Here is an 18,649-nt window from a genome sequence, read left to right as displayed (position 1 = left end):
TGGGGTGCCTCTTTTACCCCGTTTTGCGAAACGTTTCGCAAAACGGGGTAAAAGAGGCACCCCACCCCACTCCCCGAGGCCTACACGCTTAGGGCGGAACGGGGGCGGCCGGTGAAGCCAGGGGGCCGTGGGAAGGCTGGCGGGCGAAAAAAAGCCGGCGCGAGGCCGGCGAATAAGCTAGATGGCGATTTAACTCAAATCTTGATTTCTTCCTCGTTCTTATCGAAGAAGTGGTATTCCGTGAGGTGGTAATTCGTATTACCCTTGATGCGGATGTTCTGCTTATACTTCCAGCACCATTTAAGGCGGCGGGAGTACCATCCGCGTTTGAGGTAGGCCTCCATGATGGGGTGTACGGTTACGGTCAGGCCCTTGTGCTGCTGCATGATCAGGTAGTTCAGGTTCTTTTCGATCTCGTCCTCGAGGATGAGGGTGGACGTGATCTTGCCAGTACCGTTGCAGGTGGGGCAGACTTCCTGGGTGTTGATGTTCACCTCGGGGCGCATGCGCTGGCGGGTGATCTGCATGATCCCGAACTTGGAGATCGACAGGATGGCGTGTTTGGCGCGGTCGGTCGACATGAACTTTTCCATCGCATCCATGACGGCCTTTTTGTTGTCGGGGTGCTTCATGTCGATGAAGTCCACGACGATGATGCCGCCCAGGTCGCGCAGGCGGAGCTGGCGGGCGATTTCTTCGGCGGCCTCGAGGTTGGTCTCCAGGGCGTTGGTCTCCTGGTTGTTGGAAACGCTCTTGTAGCCGCTGTTGACGTCGATGACGTGGAGGGCCTCGGTGTGCTCGATGATCAGGTAGGCGCCGCTGGCCAGGTTTACGGTTTTGCCAAAGGCGGCCTTTACCTGCTTGGTGACGCCGTAGCTGTCGAATACCGGCGAGCCGTTGTGGTGGAGCTGGACGATGTCCGCCTTTTCGGGGGCGATCCGCTGGATATAGTTCCGCGTGTCGTTGTAGATGTTCTTATCGTTTACGACGATGCGGTTGAAATCCCCATTCAACAGGTCGCGGAGGATGCTGGTCGTCTTCGTCTGCTCGCTCATGATCTTGGCCGGGGCCACGGCGCCTTTGAGGTTGCGCTGGAGCGTCTGCCAGCTATCGACCAGCATCTGCAGGTCCTCGTGGAGCTCGGCCGTGTTCTTACCCTCGGCGGCGGTCCGTACGATGACGCCGAAATTCTTGGGCTTTATGGCTTCCACGATCTTGTGGAGACGACGGCGCTCTTCCCCCGAATGGATCTTACGGGAGACGGCGACGATGTCGTTGAAGGGCGTGACGACCACGAAGCGGCCGGGCAGCGAAATTTCGCAGCTGAGGCGCGGACCCTTGGCCGCGATGGGCTCCTTCAGAATCTGGACGAGTATGTTGGGCTTACCGTTGAGGACTTCGTTGATCTTACCGGTTTTGACGATCTCGGGTTCGTTCTGGAACGAACCGAAGTCGAAACCGCCGTCGGATTTATCGTTGATGCCCGCTTGGGTGAACTTCAATATGGACCGGGCGTAAGGGCTCAGGTCCGTATAGTGAAGGAAGCCGTCCTTTTCAAATCCAACTTCGACGAATGCCGCGTTCATACCAGGGACGAGTTTTTTGACCTTGCCCAGGTATAGATCCCCGACAGCGAAACTGGCGTCCGCCTGCTCATGGTGCAGTTCGACGAGTTTCTTGTCTTCCAGTAATGCAATCTCCACGGCTTGTGGAGCTGTATTTATGATTAATTCCTTATTCAAAGCTCATTTCCTTTTACTTATCGGAGGTGACTTTGGTAGGTGTAAAGATAGGTGGCAGAAGGCAAAAAGCCGGCAAGCGAACGAGCGCTTAGACCGGCGAATAAGCTGGTGGAGAGCAAAGCGGGAAAACTACTTGCCCTTCTTCTTATGGCGATTCTTTCTAAGACGTTTCTTACGTTTGTGTGTGGCGATCTTATGCCGCTTTCTTTTCTTACCACAAGGCATACTACGATGATTTTTTAATAGTTACAAAATACTGAACCGCCGATTTACCGGCTTATTCTTTTATTTATTTCCCGCAGGAACGAGGTGTCGTTTTTCAACTTACCCGCCCCTACTAACCGGTTATAGGTCGATTTGAGATCCTGATAAGCGTTCCGGGCCGCTACCCGGTCGCCCTTTTCTTCATAAAGGTCCGCGAGTCTCATCTGAACATCCAGATTATCAGGATCATGGCGTAAGACTGTTTGAAAACGGTCGATGGCCCGGTCGGTCTGCCCTGAAACGATACCCGCCATGCCCAACATGTACTGGGCGTAGGTATTGGTACTGTCCCTTTGAGCGACCTCCCTGATCTTCAGGATGCCTTGCATTGTTTCCTGGGGGGACCCGCTGCCACCGAAGATGTAGCAGCTGCCTAAGCTGACCTTTGCGGAGTCGTTGCCCGGATCTATTGCCAGAACCTTGCTGTAGAGGTCTTTGGCCTGATCCGCCTCCCAACTCCGGAGGGGTGCTTCCTGGACGCTTTGCAGGTCGTCAAAAAACAAATTGGCTGCAAAGGTCAGGCTTTTTTCAGAATTTTCCAACTTCGCCGCCAGCGCGGTATATTCTGCATATGGCACGAATATCCTAACCGTGTCGCCCCAGAAGGCGGCCAGCTGCTTGTAAGCCTGTATCTGTTGTGTTTGAACGTCTCCCCGGACGACGGCGTGTTCCAGTTGGGTCACATAAGCCAGTTGGGAAGGTGTAATCTTCTGTTTAGCGATCGCCAGCATCGCTGGAAAATCCAATTTGGCCGAATCCGCCGCTGAGGCGGAAGCAGGCCGTGCAGTTGCATCGGGCGCCGTCCTTCCAAAGAAGAACAGACCGATCAAAACGACTAAACCAAGACCAACGACCAGTAATTGCTGTTTTTTCACCACTCCCTCCGGATTGAGGGGGCAAAGTTACTTGCCATTCTGCATTTTCTTGACTTCCGCTACGAATTCTTTGGAAGGCTTGAATGCAGGTACGTAGTGCTCGGGGATTTGCACGGCCGTATTTTTCTTGATGTTACGACCGATCTTGGCAGCCCGTTTTTTAGTAATGAAACTGCCAAATCCCCGGATATAGATGTTTTCCCCGTTGGAAAGAGTTTCTTTTACTTCTTTAAACATGGTTTCCAAGGTTACAAGTACATCCACCTTGGGAATCCCCGTTTTGTCTGCAATCTGGTTCACTAAATCGGCTTTACGCATGGTGTTTAGATTAAGTTAGAATACATATTTTAACCGAACAAAATACATGCCCACAAAATTGATTCTAATTTTTTGAATATTAAAGCGATATAAAATTAAAAATTTTTTGACACAAAACCCGCAACTTTGAGCCATCGGAGGCCTCTTTTTTCATGCAAACCCGCTATTTCCGGGACGTCCTCCTGGATTGGAACGCTCGGGAAAACACCCGGCAGATGCCGTGGAAGGGGGTAAAAGACCCCTATAAGATCTGGCTGAGCGAAATAATTCTCCAGCAAACCCGCGTTGAGCAAGGATTAGCATACTACGAACGTTTCGTAGGAGCCTTCCCGACCATCTCCGACCTGGCTGCCGCCCCCGACGATCGTATATTCAAACTTTGGGAAGGCCTGGGCTATTATTCCCGCTGTAAAAATCTTATCCACACCGCCCGTCTTGTCTCCGAAGAGAAGATGGGACAATTTCCCGATACATATAATGATATCCTGGAACTTAAAGGGGTGGGGTCATATACGGCTGCGGCTATTGCCTCCTTTGCCTACGGGCTGCCGCACGCGGTAGTCGACGGGAACGTGTTGAGGGTGCTATCCCGCTTTTTCGGGATAGCCACACCCATTGATACCACTGAAGGCAAGACGGAGCTGACCGGTCTGGCCGACCGGTGTCTCGACCGGGGAGACCCCGCGACGTACAATCAGGCCCTCATGGATTTTGGCGCGGTGGTGTGCAAACCGGCGTCCCCTGTCTGTGGTAGTTGTCCGCTACAAAGCCGGTGCGCGGCTTTCCGCCAGGACAAGGTCGCGCTGCTGCCGGTAAAAAGTAAGCGGATGGTGCGCAAGGACCGGTTTTTCCTGTATGTAGTAGCCGAATACCAGGACGGGATATACGTCCGGGAGCGGACGGCCAAAGACATCTGGCAGCACCTCTTCGAATTTATAGGTCACGAGCTTCCGGCCGAAACGGATTGGGAGGACTACACCGCTCTGTTAGAGGGAGCCTGGTTCAGGGAATTGCTCGGGAAGGGTTCCTACACGATACTGGGCGCTTCCCCTGTGTACCGTCAGCTGCTCACGCACCGGCAGGTAAAGGCCAGATTTATTCACCTCAAGCTCACCCGGCCATTGGTTGGAGAAGCCTTTAAATGTGTTCAAAAGGGCGAGTTGTCGTCGCTGGCATTCCCGCGTCTGCTTAACGATTACCTGCGCGCGCCCGTGCACGCGCCCCAACTATTTTAGGGGGTCCTGGAGCTTGTTTGTTTGCAAAAAAATTAATGTATATTTAAGAAGCGGACCACAGGCCCGCCGGTGAATTTGTCTGTGACTTAAAAAAATACGAGCCATATGAGAGGCGTAAATCGGGTTATGCTGATTGGTAACCTAGGAAAAGACCCGGATGTACAATATCTGGAGGGGAATATAGCCGTGGCGAAATTTCCGCTGGCCACCACGGAAACGTTCAAAGACAGGACCGGCAAGCTGATTTCGCAGACCGAATGGCACACGGTGGTGCTTTGGAGAGGCCTTGCGGAGCTGGCTCAGAAATACCTGCACAAGGGTAGCCTCGTCTACATAGAGGGTCGTCTGAAGACGAGGAGCTGGGAAGACAAGGAGGGCAACAAGAAGTTTGCAACGGAAGTCGTAGGGGATAACCTGATCATGCTCGACAAACGGGCCGACGTGGGCGGTGGCCCCCCGGGCTCCGGCGAGGGTCATGGGATCGAGGGGTTGAGCTCGGTGGACATCCCTCCGATCGGGGATGCGAACGATCTGCCCTTTTAGCCTATTTTTGCTCACTTAATCGCTCATTTTGGATCATCCTCCTGGTGCACATATACTGCTGACCGTTATCAATACCGAGGGGACTACCATCTGGATAGTCCTTTTTATCGCTTTGATTTTTCTACTTTTCATCGTCAGCGGTTCGGAGATAGCGTTTTTCTCCCTCACATACAAGGACCAGAATCTGCTGAAGACAAAACAGCAGCCATATGCCCGCAGGATCACCACCCTGCTGGAAGAACCGAAGGTGCTGCTGGCGTCGCTCCAATGCGCGGGAGGCTTCCTGCACATCGTCCTGATCCTGATGGCCGGCTCCCTCATGGACACTTTTCTTCCCATGGGGATGCTGCTGTTCTGGGCGGCCCTCGTCATAAAAATACTGGTCATTGCGTTTATGCTGCTGCTCTTGTGCGACGTATTGCCGCGCGTATATGCCGCGCAGAACAACATCCGCTTTGCGAAGTTTTCCAGCTGGTGGCTGGACGCGCTGATCGTTCCGCTATTCCGGCGCACCGCCCAGTTTATGATCCGGATGTCGGAGGGCGTGGAAAAAAGCCTGGGAATAGCAGACGGAACGGAGTACAACCTGCAGCAGATCGACCAGGAAGAGAGCTCCCAGGAAGAACGAAATATCCTGAAAGGGATCGTCAAGTTCGGGAACATCACGGTAAAACAGGTCATGCGCACCCGGCTGGATGTAAGCGGCATCAACTACAACCTGACGCTGCCCGATCTCCTGAGGCGCGTGGAGGAGCTCCACTACAGCCGGTTGCCGGTCTATAAGAACGACCTGGACGAAGTCGTCGGCATCGTCAATACCAAGGACCTCCTGCCCTATACGGGCGGCAACGGTCAAACGGGTTTCGACTGGCACGGCCTGCTGAGACCGGTGTATTTCGTTCCCCAGAATAAGCTGATCGACGACCTCCTCAAAGAGTTCCAGCACAAGCGCACCCATATTGCCGTGGTGGTGGACGAGTTCGGTGGGACCAGCGGGATCGTCACCCTGGAGGACATCCTGGAAGAGATCATCGGGGACATCAAAGACGAATTCGACGACGAAGAAAGCGTCAACAAAAAAATCGACGACAACAACTTTATTTTCGAGGGACGCACGTCGATCCTGGACGTGTGCAAGGCGATGGACCTGCCCCTGGATACCTTTGAATCCGTGAGGGGCGAAAGCGATTCGCTGGCCGGCCTGGTGCTGGAGATCGCCGGCAAATTCCCGGATCTCAACGAAGTAATAACCAGCGGGGACTTCGATTTTGCCGTACTCGAAATAAGCCGGAACCGTATTCAGAAAGTAAAAGTGACTATTAAGCGAGCGTCCTGATGAGAATCCTTGTTCTAGCCGCGTCGGCGGTCCTGTTTTGTGCATGCAACGGTGTTCCCATTCCGAAACCCAAAGGCTACTTCCGGATAGACCTGCCCGAACGGAAATACCAATCGTTCGATGAGGCGAACTATCCCTACCGGTTCGAATACCCCGTATACGCGGCCATCATACACGACTCCTCCTATTTTGAGGAGTCCCCGGAAAACCCCTACTGGATCAACGTGGACTTTCCACAGTTCCACGGCAGGATATACCTGAGCTATATCAATATCGGGTCCCACGCCCTCTACAAGGTAAAGGGACCGGACGGCGTCTACCACGATTCCCTGGGCGTGAATACCCTGGACAAGCTGGTGGGCGACGCCTTCAACCTCACGAACCGGCACGCGGAAAAGGCGTCGTCCATCGACCAGTATCCGATCACGAATCACGCGGGTACCTCCGGGTTTATCTTCGAAGTGGGAGGAAATGCGGCTACGCGGTACCAGTTCTTTGTAACCGATTCGGCCAGGCACTTCCTGCGGGGGGCGTTGTATTTCGACGCGCCACCGAACGAGGACAGCCTCCGGCCGGTTAATCAGTTCCTGTTCGAGGATATGAAGCATATGATTTCGACCCTGGAATGGAAAACTGCGGTGCCGGAGCCGAAAACTGCCGCGCCGGAGCGGGCAAAGTAGTAACTTTACGGTATGATCGTGATTGACGACGTCATCGTGAGCGATGCGGTGGTGGATGAACAATTCGTATGCGACCTGAACCACTGTAAGGGTGGTTGCTGTGTGGACGGCGATGCAGGCGCTCCGCTAACCGACGAAGAGCTGGACCACCTGAACCGGTATTTCGGGCAGGTGAAGCCTTATATGGACCAGGAGGGTCTGGCCGTCATCGAAGACAATGGCCGTTATGTGTACGACCGCGAGTTCGGCTGGGTGACGCCCACCATCAAGCATAAGATGTGCGCCTATGGATACGTGGACGCACAAGGCATCGTGAAGTGCTCGATCGAAAAAGCCTACCTCGAAGGCAAGATACCCTGGAAGAAACCCATCAGCTGCCACCTTTTTCCCATCCGTACCAAAGTCAGCCATGACGGGCAGCACGAATACGTCAACTACGAGCCCCGGGAAGACCTTTGCAGGGCGGCCTGCAAGCTCGGAAAGAAATTGAAAGTACCCGTATATGTATTCTTAAAGGACGCCATCATCCGCAAGTTCGGGGAAACGTTCTATGAAGTGCTCGACAAGATCGCAAAAGAATATAAACGATGAACGAGACGGGTTCCACCTTTTTAGCCAAGAGTACGGTGAAGGCCGGTGACCGGGAACACCGCCGTACGATCAACTTCAATATCGGCCGCTACAACGCCCAGGTCCCCAGGGGCAAGGCACAGTTCTCCGACCTGATGCTGGCCCGCCAGCGGGCCAAGAACCTGAAATGGCGTGCCATGGAAACCCTCGATCAGCAGCTCGAGGAGTTCGAGATGAACCTGACCCGGCGGGGTGGGAGGGTCCTGTGGGCGGAGACAGGAGACCAGGCGCTGGAGCTGATCCTCGAAATTTGTAAGGAAAAGCAATGCAAGACGGTGGTCAAGAGCAAGTCCATGGTGACCGAGGAGATCCACCTCAATGCTTTTTTGGAAAAAAACGGCATCCAGAGCTTCGAAACGGACCTCGGGGAATATATACAACAGCTGGACGGCGAGCCCCCTTATCACATCGTCACGCCGGCCATGCACAAGAGTAAGGAGGACATCGCCAGGCTATTTGCCGAAAAGCTCGGCACCGACCCTAAGCTCACGCCCGAACAGCTGACGCTCGTGGCCAGGGACGTGCTCCGGAGCAAGTACGTGGAAGCGGAGATCGGGATTACCGGCGCCAATTTCCTTATCGCGGATACCGGCGGGATAGCCGTGACCGAGAACGAGGGCAACGCCCGGTTGAGCACCGCCTTTCCGCCCACGCATATCGTCATCGTCGGCCTGGAAAAGGTCATCCCTTCGCTGACCGACCTTTCCCTTTTCTGGCCGTTGCTGGCCACGTACGGGACGGGTCAGCAGGTCACCGCCTACAATACCGTCATCAGCGGCCCCGCCCAGCCCGGGGAGACGGACGGGCCGAGAGACATGATCGTGATCCTCCTGGACAACGGAAGGACGCGCATCCTCGCTAGTCCAGTCCAACGCGAAAGCCTGTACTGCATCCGTTGCGGTTCGTGCCTGAACGCCTGCCCGGTGTACAAGAATATCGGCGGTCACGCTTATGGCACAACCTACAGCGGCCCCATCGGGAGTATCATTACGCCCCATCTCAAAGACCTATCCGAGTACAAGCACCTTAGCTATGCGTCTTCGCTCTGCGGGAACTGCACCGAGGTTTGCCCCATACGGATCAACCTGCACGAGCTGCTGCTGGAGAACCGCCACGAAGCGGTGGACGGCGGGAGTAACGGTTGGAAGGAAGGGTTTGCCTGGAAGGTCTGGAAGCGGGTGTCCCTCAACCGGCGGTGGATGAATGTCGGGAGCGGCAAGCTCAAAAACAAATTGGTCAACCGCGTAGCGAAGGATTGGACCCGCCACAGGGCTGACCTGGAATTTGCGCCAAAGACGTTCAATGAAATGTGGCGGGAGCAAAGGGCCTCCCGCCGGATATAGGTAGTTAGCCAAACTGAAACATCGTCTTCCCGGAATCGAGCATATTCAACCAGGACAGGACCGTCTTGACCACTTTGGTCACGGGGGAAGCTTCCTGTTCCCATTCCTGCATCTCCACACGCGTCACCCCAACCTTGACCAGGATGCTGGACTTCCCGATCGACGGCAGGTCGGGGTGCAGCAGCTCCCAGTTAACCAGTTCCTCAGGATCACTGATGATATAACCCCGCCCGTACAGGTTAAGGGAATAGGGTGCGTTTTTCCGGAAATAGTTAAGCTGTACAGGGAAGGAGCGGTCGAATTCGCTCACCTGCTGGGGAGGCGTCGGCATGATGAACCAAATCTGGCCGACCTCGTCCACGTCCAGGGTGTTGACCACCATCGTCGGCAGGTGCAGTACGCTTTCGCTCTGGTCGTAGAACAGGGCGCTTCCTAACTCCAGAATTCTTTCCCGGATCAGGTGAAAGTTATTTTCGTGCTTCATAGGTTTTGTTTAAGCTATTATGTATACTATAAATTTAATGCCACATTTTTTGTTCATTTTATCCAGCATAGTAAGAGTAAGGTCGGATGGTCAGGCGTCAACCGTCGACGCCGCGGCGGATGAGTCCAAGCAAAATGGAAATGACGGCAAGCACGAGCAAAATGTGAATCAGGGCTCCAGCGCTGTATACGAAGAAGCCAAGCACCCAGCCTATCAGCAGGATAACGGCAAGAAGGTATAAGAGCGATCTCATATAAATAGGTTTTGTCTAAAGAGGACAAAACCTTTGCCATGTGTTCGGCATTGATTGTCAATGGGGCTTGATATACTACGCCTGGTTTGCCTGGGGAAAAAGCGCTACGCTTTTGGAAAAGAAAGGGTGAAAGTGGTGCCCTTTTGAATTTCAGACCGTACGTCGATCGTGCCGCGATGGGCCTGGACGATATTTAGCGTGGCGGCAAGCCCCAGCCCCATACCATTGCGCTTGGAGGTAAAGTAGGGTTCAAAAAGGCGGGAGAGGTGTTCCTGGCTGATCCCGCAGCCGTTGTCGGTGATTTGCACCACGTAATGGTCCGGGTCTTGTAAAAGTCCCACTACAAGCTCTCCCCGGCCGGGCTCCATGGCTTCGACCGCATTGATAATGATATTGAGCAGGGCTATGCGCAATTTTTGCGCGTCGGCCTCCACTGCCAAGGATGATTCGGGAAATATGCGTTTGAGCTTGATCTTTTTCAGGTTGATCCGGTCGATGGCAGCCTCGATGGTTTGTTCCATCAGCTCCACCAGGTCGCTCCGGGTGAGCACCATTTCGGTCGGCCGGGAAGAGTTGAGCAATTCGGAAATAAGCCCTTCGATACGCTGGGTGTTGCGCCGGATGATGTCCAGGTAGACCACCTGGTCGGGTTCTTTGGAATCGTGGAGGAGCTGTTCGGCGGAGAGGTTGATGTTATTTAGTGGATTCCGCACCTCGTGGGCGAGCGTACGTACCAGACGGCCCGCGGCGGCCAGCTTTTCGGCCTGGAGCGTGACCTTCTCAGCTTTTTTTAGCGCCGTGATGTCGTGGATGATGCCCTGGAAATAGGCGCCTTCCGCCTCATCGTGTTCCATGGATGCGCTGAGTATACAATTCAGCTTTTGTCCTTCCTTTGACGACAGCACGATCTCCCAGTCGTTGATCTCTCCCCAGTGTTTGAGCCGTCCGTCCAGGTGGGCCTTATCCTGCGGGTCGTCTATGAAATCGGTCAGCCGCCGTTGCGCCAGTTCCTCCCTGGAGTATCCCAGGAGGCTCACCATGACCTGGTTGGCGTCTTTGATGCGGAGGTCCTGGTCGGATAGAAAAACGGCGTCCTTGGAGCGCTCGAAGATGCTCCTGTATTTGCGTTCGTTGTGCCTGAGCGCGCGCATCGACTCCGAACGCTCCAGCGCGTAGCGTATACAACGCTCTAATTTTTCGGTAGTCAGCTCGGTCTTTACCAGGTAGTCCGTAGCGCCTACCTGCATGGCTTCCATGTCTATCTTCTGGTTACCCTTCCCGGTGAGCAGGATCAACGGCTCGTCACAGTGGTGCTCGATGGCACTTCGGATAAGGTCCAGACCGGTGTGCGCGCCCAACCGGTAATCGATTAAGTATATATCATACGCCCTCTCCAGAATACGCTTGAGACCCGTTTCAAAATTGGGACACCAGTCCAATACGAATGTCTGGCCGGGGATATCCTTGATGTAATCGCTGGTAATGAAATAGTCATCCTCGTCGTCGTCGATGATCAGGATCTTTTTCGGCTGGAGATGGCTTCTGGTCATAGGCATCAGGAATGCTGGACAGGCAAAATTACGGTAAAGACGGACCCGTTGCCGGGCATGGAGTCAGCATATATGGCGCCGTTGTGCTGGTCTACTATCTTTTTGCAGATGGCCAGCCCGACACCGGAGCCGGGGTATTCCGACTTGCCATGCAACCGCTGGAAGATCAGAAAGATGCGCTCGGCGTATTCCTTTTCAAAGCCGATGCCGTTGTCGGCTATCGTTATCTTGTAGTACTCGCGTTGGGTCGGAAAAGACAGGGCGGCTTTCTCCGCCTGGCCGAGCGGACCCGAGGCGACGTGTATGCGTGTGGGGACGTCCGTCCTGCGGAACTTGAGGGAATTCCCCAACAGGTTGATAAACAGCTGCCGGATCTGGGGGCCGTTACAAACTACGGCCGGCAGCTTTTCCGATATGACCGTCGCGCCGGCCTCTTCTATTTTCAACTCAAGCTCAGCCCGGGCGTCATCGAGTATTTCCCCGAGGTCGGTCAGCGCAAATACGTCCGCCGAGCGGGTGATGCGGGAGAACTCGAGCAAGTTGTCGATCAGGATACGCATGTTCTCGGTCGCAACGGTCATACGGGAGAGATAGGCGGTGCCTTCCGGGCCGAGCGCCTCCCCGAATTTCGCCAGCAAACGGTCGCTGAACGTGACGATCTTACGCAAGGGTTCCTGGAGGTCGTGGCTGGCGACGTACGCAAATTCTTCCAGCTCCTTGTTGGAACGGGCGAGCTCTGCCACATAATTTTCTATTTCCGTCCTGAAACGGGTCACCCGTGTGACGTCACTGGTCACGCCGATCAATTTGACGACCTGTCCCTTATCACCGAGTACTACCTTGGCTTTGCCGTGGCAGATCTTCTCTTCTCCCGATGGGGTGACGATGCGGTATTCCGCCTCGTAGTCCCGTTTTTCCTCGAAGGCATCATGGACGATGGCTTCGACAGTTAGCCGGTCTTCGGGAACCATGTGTTGGACAAAAAAATCAAATTGTTCCTTACCCGTCTTATCCTTGAGCGCCGACCGGGTGTCTTCGTCATAGCCCATTATCGAGAAAATCCCGGCGGACTGTTCGATCTTATCCCGGACGAGGTCCCACTCCCAGGTGCCGAACTCAAGCATGTGCTCGACGTCGCGGATGAGCTCCCTGGACTTCTTCAGCTCTTCCTCGGATTGGAGCTGGTCGGTGATGTCCTGTGCTACGAAAAGGAGGGATGTGGGTTTGCCGTCGCCGTCCCGTTTGAGGATGTGACCTTGCGTCCGGAAATACCGCCAGCCGTCGTTCTTACGGTGGTAGCGGCTTTGGAACGTGCGGGTTTCGTCGGTGGGCTGACCTCCGAGGGTCTGGAGCTGCTCCATCACCAGGGAGGCGTCGTCCCGGAAAACGATCTGCATCCAGTCGTCCTTCCACGAGGAAACGTCGTCGGAAGAATAACCTAGCAGGTCGGTTGTCTTTTTTGAAACATAGGAAAGATGACCCGTACCGGTGTCATATATGTATACGATCCCGGGAAAATATTCATAGATCAGGTCTTGCTCACTCATCGGTTCTTTCGCTACAGTTGCTTGATCTTTTTATACTGGTTGAGGATGTTATAGATCGTTTTGCGGTCGATATTGAGGAGCTTTGCGGCCTTCGACTTGTTAAAGTCGACTTCCTCCAGGGCCTTGAGCACCATTTCGTACTCGGCGTCCAGGCTGGCGGTTTTCAGGCTTTTGAATTCTTTCTCTTTTTTGGGTTCGGGCATGACCGGGGGCAGCGGGTCCGGCCGCGATTCCCTTTGCTCGGTGGCGCCTTCTTCGAATTTGAGCTTATCGTAGTGGGTGATCTCGAACGGCAGGCTGGTCACTTCCACCCTATCGCCTTCGGTCAGCAGGGTGGAGCGCTTGATGACGTTCTTCAGCTCCCGGAGGTTACCGAACCATACGTAGTTCAGGAAAATGTCCTCCACTTCGGGGGAGAAGCCGCGCACGTTCTTGCCCAATTCCCGGTTGGTGATGTCCAGGAAGTGACGCGAGAACAATAGTATGTCTTCCTTACGTTCCCTCAGCGCGGGGACGTTGATGCTGAATTCATTGAAGCGGTGGAACAGGTCCTCGCGGAACCGGCCCTTGTGGGCGGCGTCCCAGAGCTTTTCGTTACTGGCCACGATGATCCGCACGTCCAGGTCGATATCCTTGACGCCGCCAACGCGGCGCATCTTCCGTTCCTGTACGACGCGCAGGAGCGATACCTGGATGTCATAGCTGAGGTTGGCGATCTCGTCCAGGAATATCGTACCGCCGTTGGCCAGCTCGAAGCTCCCGATCTTTTGGTTGAGCGCGCCCGTGAATGAGCCCTTTTCGTGGCCGAACAGCTCGCTGCCAGCCAGCTCCTTGGACATGGCGCCGCAGTCGATGGCGATGAACGGTTGGCGTGTGCGCTTGGAGCGGGCGTGTATTTCGCGGGCGATGACCTCTTTGCCGCTCCCGCTTTCCCCATAAATAACCACGCTGTAGTTCGTCGGCGCGACCAGGTCTATTTGTTTGAGGATGTTCCTGAATTCGGGGGTGTTGCCGTGGATATATTCACTGCCCAGGGCGGTGGAGGCGGTGGAGTCCGCCTCCACGCTTTCCCGGACAGGGGCCGTTTTAGGGGTAATGTCTTTGGAGGGATTTTTTTCCGCCAGGGCTTTTTTGATGGTCAGCAGGATCTCGTCCGGGAAGAGGGGTTTGGTGATGTAATCGAATGCCCCGTGTTTCATGACGTCGACCGCCGCCTTTACGTCGCTATAACCGGTAATGATGATAAAGGGGACCGAATAGTGGAGCTCCTTGGCCTTCTTGAGCAACTCATCCCCGTTCATGTCCTCCAGCCGGAAGTCGCAGAGGATGAGATCCGGCTTGTTGGCCTGCAGCCATTCGATCGTCTTCTTGCCCGTGTGGAGGATGTGTACCTCGAACCCGTTCCTCGTCAAAAAACGTTGGAGCAATAAGCACATATCACGATCATCGTCGGCAACTAGGATTTTGAGCATTGGGCAGCTTTTTTAGCAAGAGTTTTTAACGGCAAATATTTGGCGGCGGTAGAGAAAAGGTGTTCTTCATAGCGCCAGCAAGTGAACTATATCGTCGCAATCCAAACGCCAAAGTAAATTTCCTGGGATAAGAGAATGATTCTTATAAACTTGCGATTAGGTCCATGTTGACGTTCTTAGGAAATCTAGCGAATTTCGGCGGAATTGAGGAAATAATTCCACACAATTTTGCAGTAAGATGAGCCTATCTTTAAGGCCATGACTCTCAAAGCTCCGATCCTTATTGCGGAAGATGATGCAGACGACCGGTTCCTGTTGAAAACGGCATTCGCAGAGAACGGCTATACCGATACGATCGATTGGGTAGAAAACGGCGTGGAAGTGATGAATTACCTCCACGGACAGGATAAATCCGTCCATCCGGCCTTTATCCTGCTCGATCTGAATATGCCTAAAAAGAACGGCCGCGAGGTTCTCAAAGAGATAAAGGAGGACCCAGAGCTCAAAAAAATCCCGGTCATCATCTTTACGACAACCAAGAACGAAAAGGAGATAAATCGTTGCTATGAGCTTGGCGCTAATAGCTATATTGTCAAACCCTCCAGCTTCGAGCTCTTGCTCAAAATTATCAGGCAGGTCAGGAACTACTGGTTGATGACTTCCTCCACCCCGGTGTAATTGGCACGACTATTTAATGATATAAGGCATTAGGGGTTTATTCAATGCCCTGCCGTGGAATAATTTCCACAGTAACCCATAATAAACTATGAAAAAGGTGCTGATTATTGATGATGAGGTCGACTTCTGTTTGCTCATGAAACAATTCCTGGTCCGCAAGCAATTCTCGGTTGAAATGGCCCACACCCTGGCCGAAGGACTGGCAAAGCTCCAGGATTATCATCCGGACCTGGTTTTCCTCGATAATAACCTGCCCGACGGGACGGGATGGGAGAACGCGTTCAAGATAATGAGCTCCAACCCAGACCTCAAGATCAACCTGATCAGCGCGTTCAAGAACATGGTGACGCCACTGGAGGGCGACCAGGTGCGCATTTTGGAGAAACCGGTGAGCTTTTCCGCCCTGGAAAGTTATCTCTAGTGCCTGAAGTGCCTTAATCCCGTCATGACCATCGCCATATGGTGCTCCACCGCATATGCTATCGAATCCTTGTCCCGGACTGAGCCGCCCGGCTGTATGATAGCATCGATGCCCTCGGCATGAGCCATTTTCACACAATCATCGAAAGGAAAGAACGCATCCGACGCCAGGACCGCTCCCTTTAAATCGAATTCGAACTGGTGCGCCTTTTCGAGGGCGTGTCGCAGCGCGTCCACCCGGCTGGTCTGCCCGCAGCCCTTGCCTACGAGCTGTTTGCCCTTCACCAGGGCGATTGCATTTGATTTCAGGTGCTTACAAACCAGGTTGGCGAAGATGAGGTCGGCGCGCTCGGCTTCGGTTGTTTTGCGCCCGCCCACTTCGTTCCATTCGGCGTAATTGCCCTGGTCGGTATCCTGGGCCAGGACGCCACCCAGCAAGGATTTGAACTGTTCTTTTGCGGTTACAGGCTGTTTTTGGACGAGCAGGATGCGGTTCTTTTTGGCCTGGAGGATCGTCAGCGCTTCAGGTGTGAAGGCCGGCGCGATCAGGACCTCGAAGAATATTTCACTAATGGCCTCGGCGGTGGCCTGGTCTAAGGTCGTATTGGTGACGAGCACGCCGCCGAAGGCTGATTCAGGGTCCCCGGCCAGGGCTGCCTTCCAGGCATCGCTTAGCATGGGTCGGCTGGCGATGCCACAGGGGTTGGTGTGCTTGATGATGGCAAAGGTGGTTTCCGTCCCGAATTCGCTGATCAGCTGAACGGCGGCGTCGACGTCCACCAGGTTGTTATAGGATAACTCCTTGCCATGAAGCTTGTCGAACCATTTTTCTAGGTCGCCGTAAAAGGTACCTTTCTGGTGGGGGTTTTCACCGTATCGGAGGACCTGTCCGGAGCCTTTTGCGTCCAGGGCCGCCACGCTGGCCGGGTTGAAATAACCCGAGATCGCGATATCGTAGTGCATGACCACTTCAAAGGCCAGCGCGGCGAAGTGCTTGCGCTGGGCAAGGCTGAATGTGCCCTTTTGTTCTTTTAATATCGTTTCCAGGGTGGGATAGTCCTTTTTGGCGGCCAGGACTACCACGTCCTTGTGGTTTTTGGCGGCGGCGCGGATCATGGAGGGGCCGCCTATGTCGATCTTTTCGATGATGGCCTGTTCCTCGTTGGTATTTTTTAGCGTCTCTTCAAAGGGATAGAGGTCGACGATGACGAGGTCTATTTCCGGTATTTGGTACTGCGCCATCTCCTCTACGTCGGTAGGGTTCGCCCGCCTTCCCAGGATCCCGCCGAATACGGCCGGGTGCAGGGTCTTTACGCGACCGCCCAGGATGGAGGGGTAGGTCGTCAGGGATTCCACGCCCACGCAGGACACGCCGAGCGACTCGATGAACTGCTGGGTGCCGCCGGTGGAGTAAATGGTTACGCCCAGCTCGTAGAGCTCGCGGACGATGGTGTCGAGGCCGTCTTTGTAGAAGACGGAGATCAGGGCCGATTGTATTTTCTTATCCATGGTTCTTTCTTAATGCGCACGGCGGCCTTTTGGCCGCCGTGACGAGTTATTTGCTGAGGCGCATGCTGCGCTCTTTGTACAGTGTCCTGAAGTAGGGGTCGCGGAGGTCCTTGATAAAGCGGATCGATTCGCCGGTGGACTTCATTTCGGGGCCCAGCTCCATGTTGACGCCGGGGAACTTGTTGAAACTGAAGACCGGCTCCTTGATCGCAAAGCCCTCGAGGTTCTTTTCGAAGGTATAGTCGGTAAGCTTCTTGGTGCCCAGCATGACCTGGGTGGCCACGTTCAGGTAGGGGATACCATAAGCCTTGGCGATAAAGGGGGTCGTGCGGGAAGCCCTCGGGTTGGCCTCGATGACATACACCTTGTCGCCTTTGACGGCAAACTGAATATTGATCAGCCCCTTGATATTGAGTGCCCGGGCGATCTTCTCCGCGTAGTATTCCATGGTGGCCACAGTCAGGGGGGGCAGGTTGAAAAAAGGCAGCATGGCGTGGCTGTCGCCGCTATGGATACCGGCGGGCTCGATGTGCTCCATGACGCCCATAACGTGGAAGTTCTCCCCGTCGAAGATGGCGTCTATTTCGGCTTCCTGGCAACGGTCCAGGAAGTGGTCGATCAGGATCTTGTTCCCCGGGATGTGCTTGAGCAGGCTGACGACGGCTTTTTCTACCTCGTCGTCGTTGAGGACGATGCGCATGCGCTGGCCGCCAAGTACATAGCTGGGACGGACGAGGACGGGGTAGCCTACTTTGTTGGCCACCGCTACGGCCTCGTCTACGTCGTAGGCCGTTCCGTATTCAGGATAGGGGATGTTGAGCTCCTTGAGCATGTCGCTGAAGCGACCGCGGTCCTCGGCGATGTCCATGCTGTCATAGGAGGTACCGATGATCTTGATGCCCTTGTTGTGGAGTTTCTCGGCCAGCTTCAGGGCCGTCTGGCCACCCAGCTGTACGATCACGCCTTCGGGTTTCTCCAGCTCGATGATCTCCCAGAGGTGTTCCCAAAACACCGGCTCGAAGTAAAGCTTGTCGGCGATGTCGAAGTCGGTGGAAACGGTCTCGGGGTTACAGTTGATCATGATGGCTTCGTACCCGGCCTCCTTGATGGCGAGCAGGCCGTGGACGCAACAGTAGTCGAACTCGATGCCCTGGCCGATACGGTTCGGACCGGAGCCCAGGACGATGACCTTCTTTTTGTCCGACATCTTGCTCTCGTTCTCCCCGTCCTCGAAGGTGGAGTAGAAATAGGGCGTCTTGGCCTGGAATTCAGCGCTACAGGTATCGACCATCTTGTAAACCCTGGTGATGCCGGCAGCCTTACGCCTGGTGTAGACCTCCTCTTCGGAGGCGTTGGGCAGGATGCGGGCGATCTGGGCATCGCTGAAACCGTGGCGTTTGGCACTCTTCAGCAGGTCCAGCGGGACGTTGTCGAGATGGTATTTGGACAGTTGTTTTTCGATTTCGACGATCTTCTGGATCTCGTAGATGAACCAGCGGTCGATCAGGGTGGCCTGGACGATCGTTTTTACGCTGACGCCCATCATCAGGGCCTCTTTTATCCTGAATATGCGGTCCCACTTCGGGGTCTTGATGTACTCGATGATTTCCTCGGCGTGCATCCGCATCTTATCGTAGTAATCGAGACCGAGCGCGTTATTTTCGAGCGACTGGCAGGCCTTCTGGATGGCTTCGGTAAAGCTGCGGCCGATCCCCATGACTTCACCCACCGACTTCATCTGGAGACCCAGGGTATCGTTGGCGCCTTTGA

General features: G+C 54.5%; 18 protein-coding genes. 8 read left to right on the top strand and 10 right to left on the bottom strand.

Translation table 11 applies throughout. From position 1 onward, the window contains the following. Positions 1-194: 194 nt before the first annotated feature. The 3 genes from VL547_RS16590 to VL547_RS16580 form a co-directional block, all read right to left on the bottom strand. Positions 195-1,703, bottom strand: coding sequence for an Rne/Rng family ribonuclease (locus VL547_RS16590; RefSeq protein WP_325579865.1), 1,509 nt, complete (start codon positions 1,701-1,703; stop codon positions 195-197). Between the two features lie 308 nt (positions 1,704-2,011). Further along, entirely contained in the window at positions 2,012-2,884 is an 873-nt protein-coding gene (locus VL547_RS16585; RefSeq protein ID WP_325579863.1) for a tetratricopeptide repeat protein, read from the bottom strand. Between the two features lie 24 nt (positions 2,885-2,908). Next, complete coding sequence (locus VL547_RS16580; RefSeq protein WP_133990262.1) at positions 2,909-3,199, bottom strand: HU family DNA-binding protein; 291 nt, start codon at positions 3,197-3,199, stop codon at positions 2,909-2,911. A 152-nt stretch (positions 3,200-3,351) separates the two neighbouring features. Here VL547_RS16580 and mutY point away from each other — a divergent pair, with 152 nt between their 5' ends. The 6 genes from mutY to VL547_RS16550 all read left to right on the top strand — a co-directional run bounded on the left by mutY (position 3,352) and on the right by VL547_RS16550 (position 8,966). Then, positions 3,352-4,434: an A/G-specific adenine glycosylase gene (mutY, locus tag VL547_RS16575; protein WP_325579859.1), complete on the top strand. Its 1,083-nt coding sequence runs from the start codon at positions 3,352-3,354 to the stop codon at positions 4,432-4,434. Between the two features lie 126 nt (positions 4,435-4,560). Continuing rightward, complete coding sequence (locus VL547_RS16570) at positions 4,561-4,977, top strand: single-stranded DNA-binding protein (RefSeq protein ID WP_414648340.1); 417 nt, start codon at positions 4,561-4,563, stop codon at positions 4,975-4,977. Positions 4,978-5,005: 28 nt separating this feature from the next. After that, positions 5,006-6,313, top strand: coding sequence for a gliding motility-associated protein GldE (gene gldE / locus VL547_RS16565; RefSeq protein WP_325579854.1), 1,308 nt, complete (start codon positions 5,006-5,008; stop codon positions 6,311-6,313). After that, complete coding sequence (locus VL547_RS16560) at positions 6,313-6,993, top strand: hypothetical protein (RefSeq protein ID WP_325579852.1); 681 nt, start codon at positions 6,313-6,315, stop codon at positions 6,991-6,993. The genes gldE and VL547_RS16560 overlap by 1 nt, the downstream gene beginning before the upstream one ends. Positions 6,994-7,005: 12 nt before the next feature. Then, positions 7,006-7,584, top strand: coding sequence for a DUF3109 family protein (locus tag VL547_RS16555; RefSeq protein ID WP_325579850.1), 579 nt, complete (start codon positions 7,006-7,008; stop codon positions 7,582-7,584). Beyond that, positions 7,581-8,966: a LutB/LldF family L-lactate oxidation iron-sulfur protein gene (locus tag VL547_RS16550; protein WP_325579848.1), complete on the top strand. Its 1,386-nt coding sequence runs from the start codon at positions 7,581-7,583 to the stop codon at positions 8,964-8,966. The genes VL547_RS16555 and VL547_RS16550 overlap by 4 nt, the downstream gene beginning before the upstream one ends. Before the next feature lie 4 nt (positions 8,967-8,970). Here the strand turns inward: VL547_RS16550 and VL547_RS16545 are convergent, their stop codons facing one another. The 5 genes from VL547_RS16545 to VL547_RS16525 form a co-directional block, all read right to left on the bottom strand. Continuing rightward, on the bottom strand, positions 8,971-9,450 hold the full coding sequence (locus VL547_RS16545; protein ID WP_325579846.1) for a hypothetical protein: 480 nt from the start codon (positions 9,448-9,450) through the stop codon (positions 8,971-8,973). A 97-nt stretch (positions 9,451-9,547) separates the two neighbouring features. Then, complete coding sequence (locus VL547_RS16540; protein ID WP_325579844.1) at positions 9,548-9,703, bottom strand: lmo0937 family membrane protein; 156 nt, start codon at positions 9,701-9,703, stop codon at positions 9,548-9,550. Between the two features lie 104 nt (positions 9,704-9,807). Then, positions 9,808-11,253 carry a hybrid sensor histidine kinase/response regulator gene (locus tag VL547_RS16535; protein WP_325579842.1) on the bottom strand — a complete coding sequence of 482 codons (1,446 nt, stop codon included), beginning with the start codon at positions 11,251-11,253 and terminating at the stop codon, positions 9,808-9,810. A 5-nt stretch (positions 11,254-11,258) separates the two neighbouring features. Beyond that, complete coding sequence (locus tag VL547_RS16530; RefSeq protein WP_325579839.1) at positions 11,259-12,800, bottom strand: sensor histidine kinase; 1,542 nt, start codon at positions 12,798-12,800, stop codon at positions 11,259-11,261. A gap of 11 nt (positions 12,801-12,811) precedes the next feature. Further along, positions 12,812-14,272: a sigma-54 dependent transcriptional regulator gene (locus VL547_RS16525; RefSeq protein WP_325579837.1), complete on the bottom strand. Its 1,461-nt coding sequence runs from the start codon at positions 14,270-14,272 to the stop codon at positions 12,812-12,814. Between the two features lie 258 nt (positions 14,273-14,530). On the opposite strand from VL547_RS16525, the gene VL547_RS16520 reads away from it, so the two are divergent. Further along, positions 14,531-14,950 (top strand): response regulator, encoded by a 420-nt coding sequence (locus VL547_RS16520; RefSeq protein ID WP_325579835.1) that lies wholly within the window; start codon positions 14,531-14,533, stop codon positions 14,948-14,950. A gap of 88 nt (positions 14,951-15,038) precedes the next feature. Further along, positions 15,039-15,371, top strand: coding sequence for a response regulator (locus VL547_RS16515; RefSeq protein WP_325579833.1), 333 nt, complete (start codon positions 15,039-15,041; stop codon positions 15,369-15,371). Here the strand turns inward: VL547_RS16515 and purH are convergent. Then, entirely contained in the window at positions 15,368-16,879 is a 1,512-nt protein-coding gene (gene purH / locus VL547_RS16510) for a bifunctional phosphoribosylaminoimidazolecarboxamide formyltransferase/IMP cyclohydrolase (protein WP_325579831.1), read from the bottom strand. The genes VL547_RS16515 and purH overlap by 4 nt on opposite strands. Positions 16,880-16,925: 46 nt before the next feature. Continuing rightward, positions 16,926-18,649, bottom strand: a 1,724-nt coding sequence (gene carB / locus VL547_RS16505; protein ID WP_325579830.1) for a carbamoyl-phosphate synthase large subunit, incomplete at its 5' end; no start/stop codon positions are given.

This window comes from Dinghuibacter sp. (assembly GCF_035492835.1).
Taxonomy (GTDB): Bacteria; Bacteroidota; Bacteroidia; order Chitinophagales; family Chitinophagaceae; genus Dinghuibacter.
The sequence above is the reverse complement of the archived record's forward strand: the minus strand, read 5'-3'. Positions and strand labels throughout refer to the sequence as shown.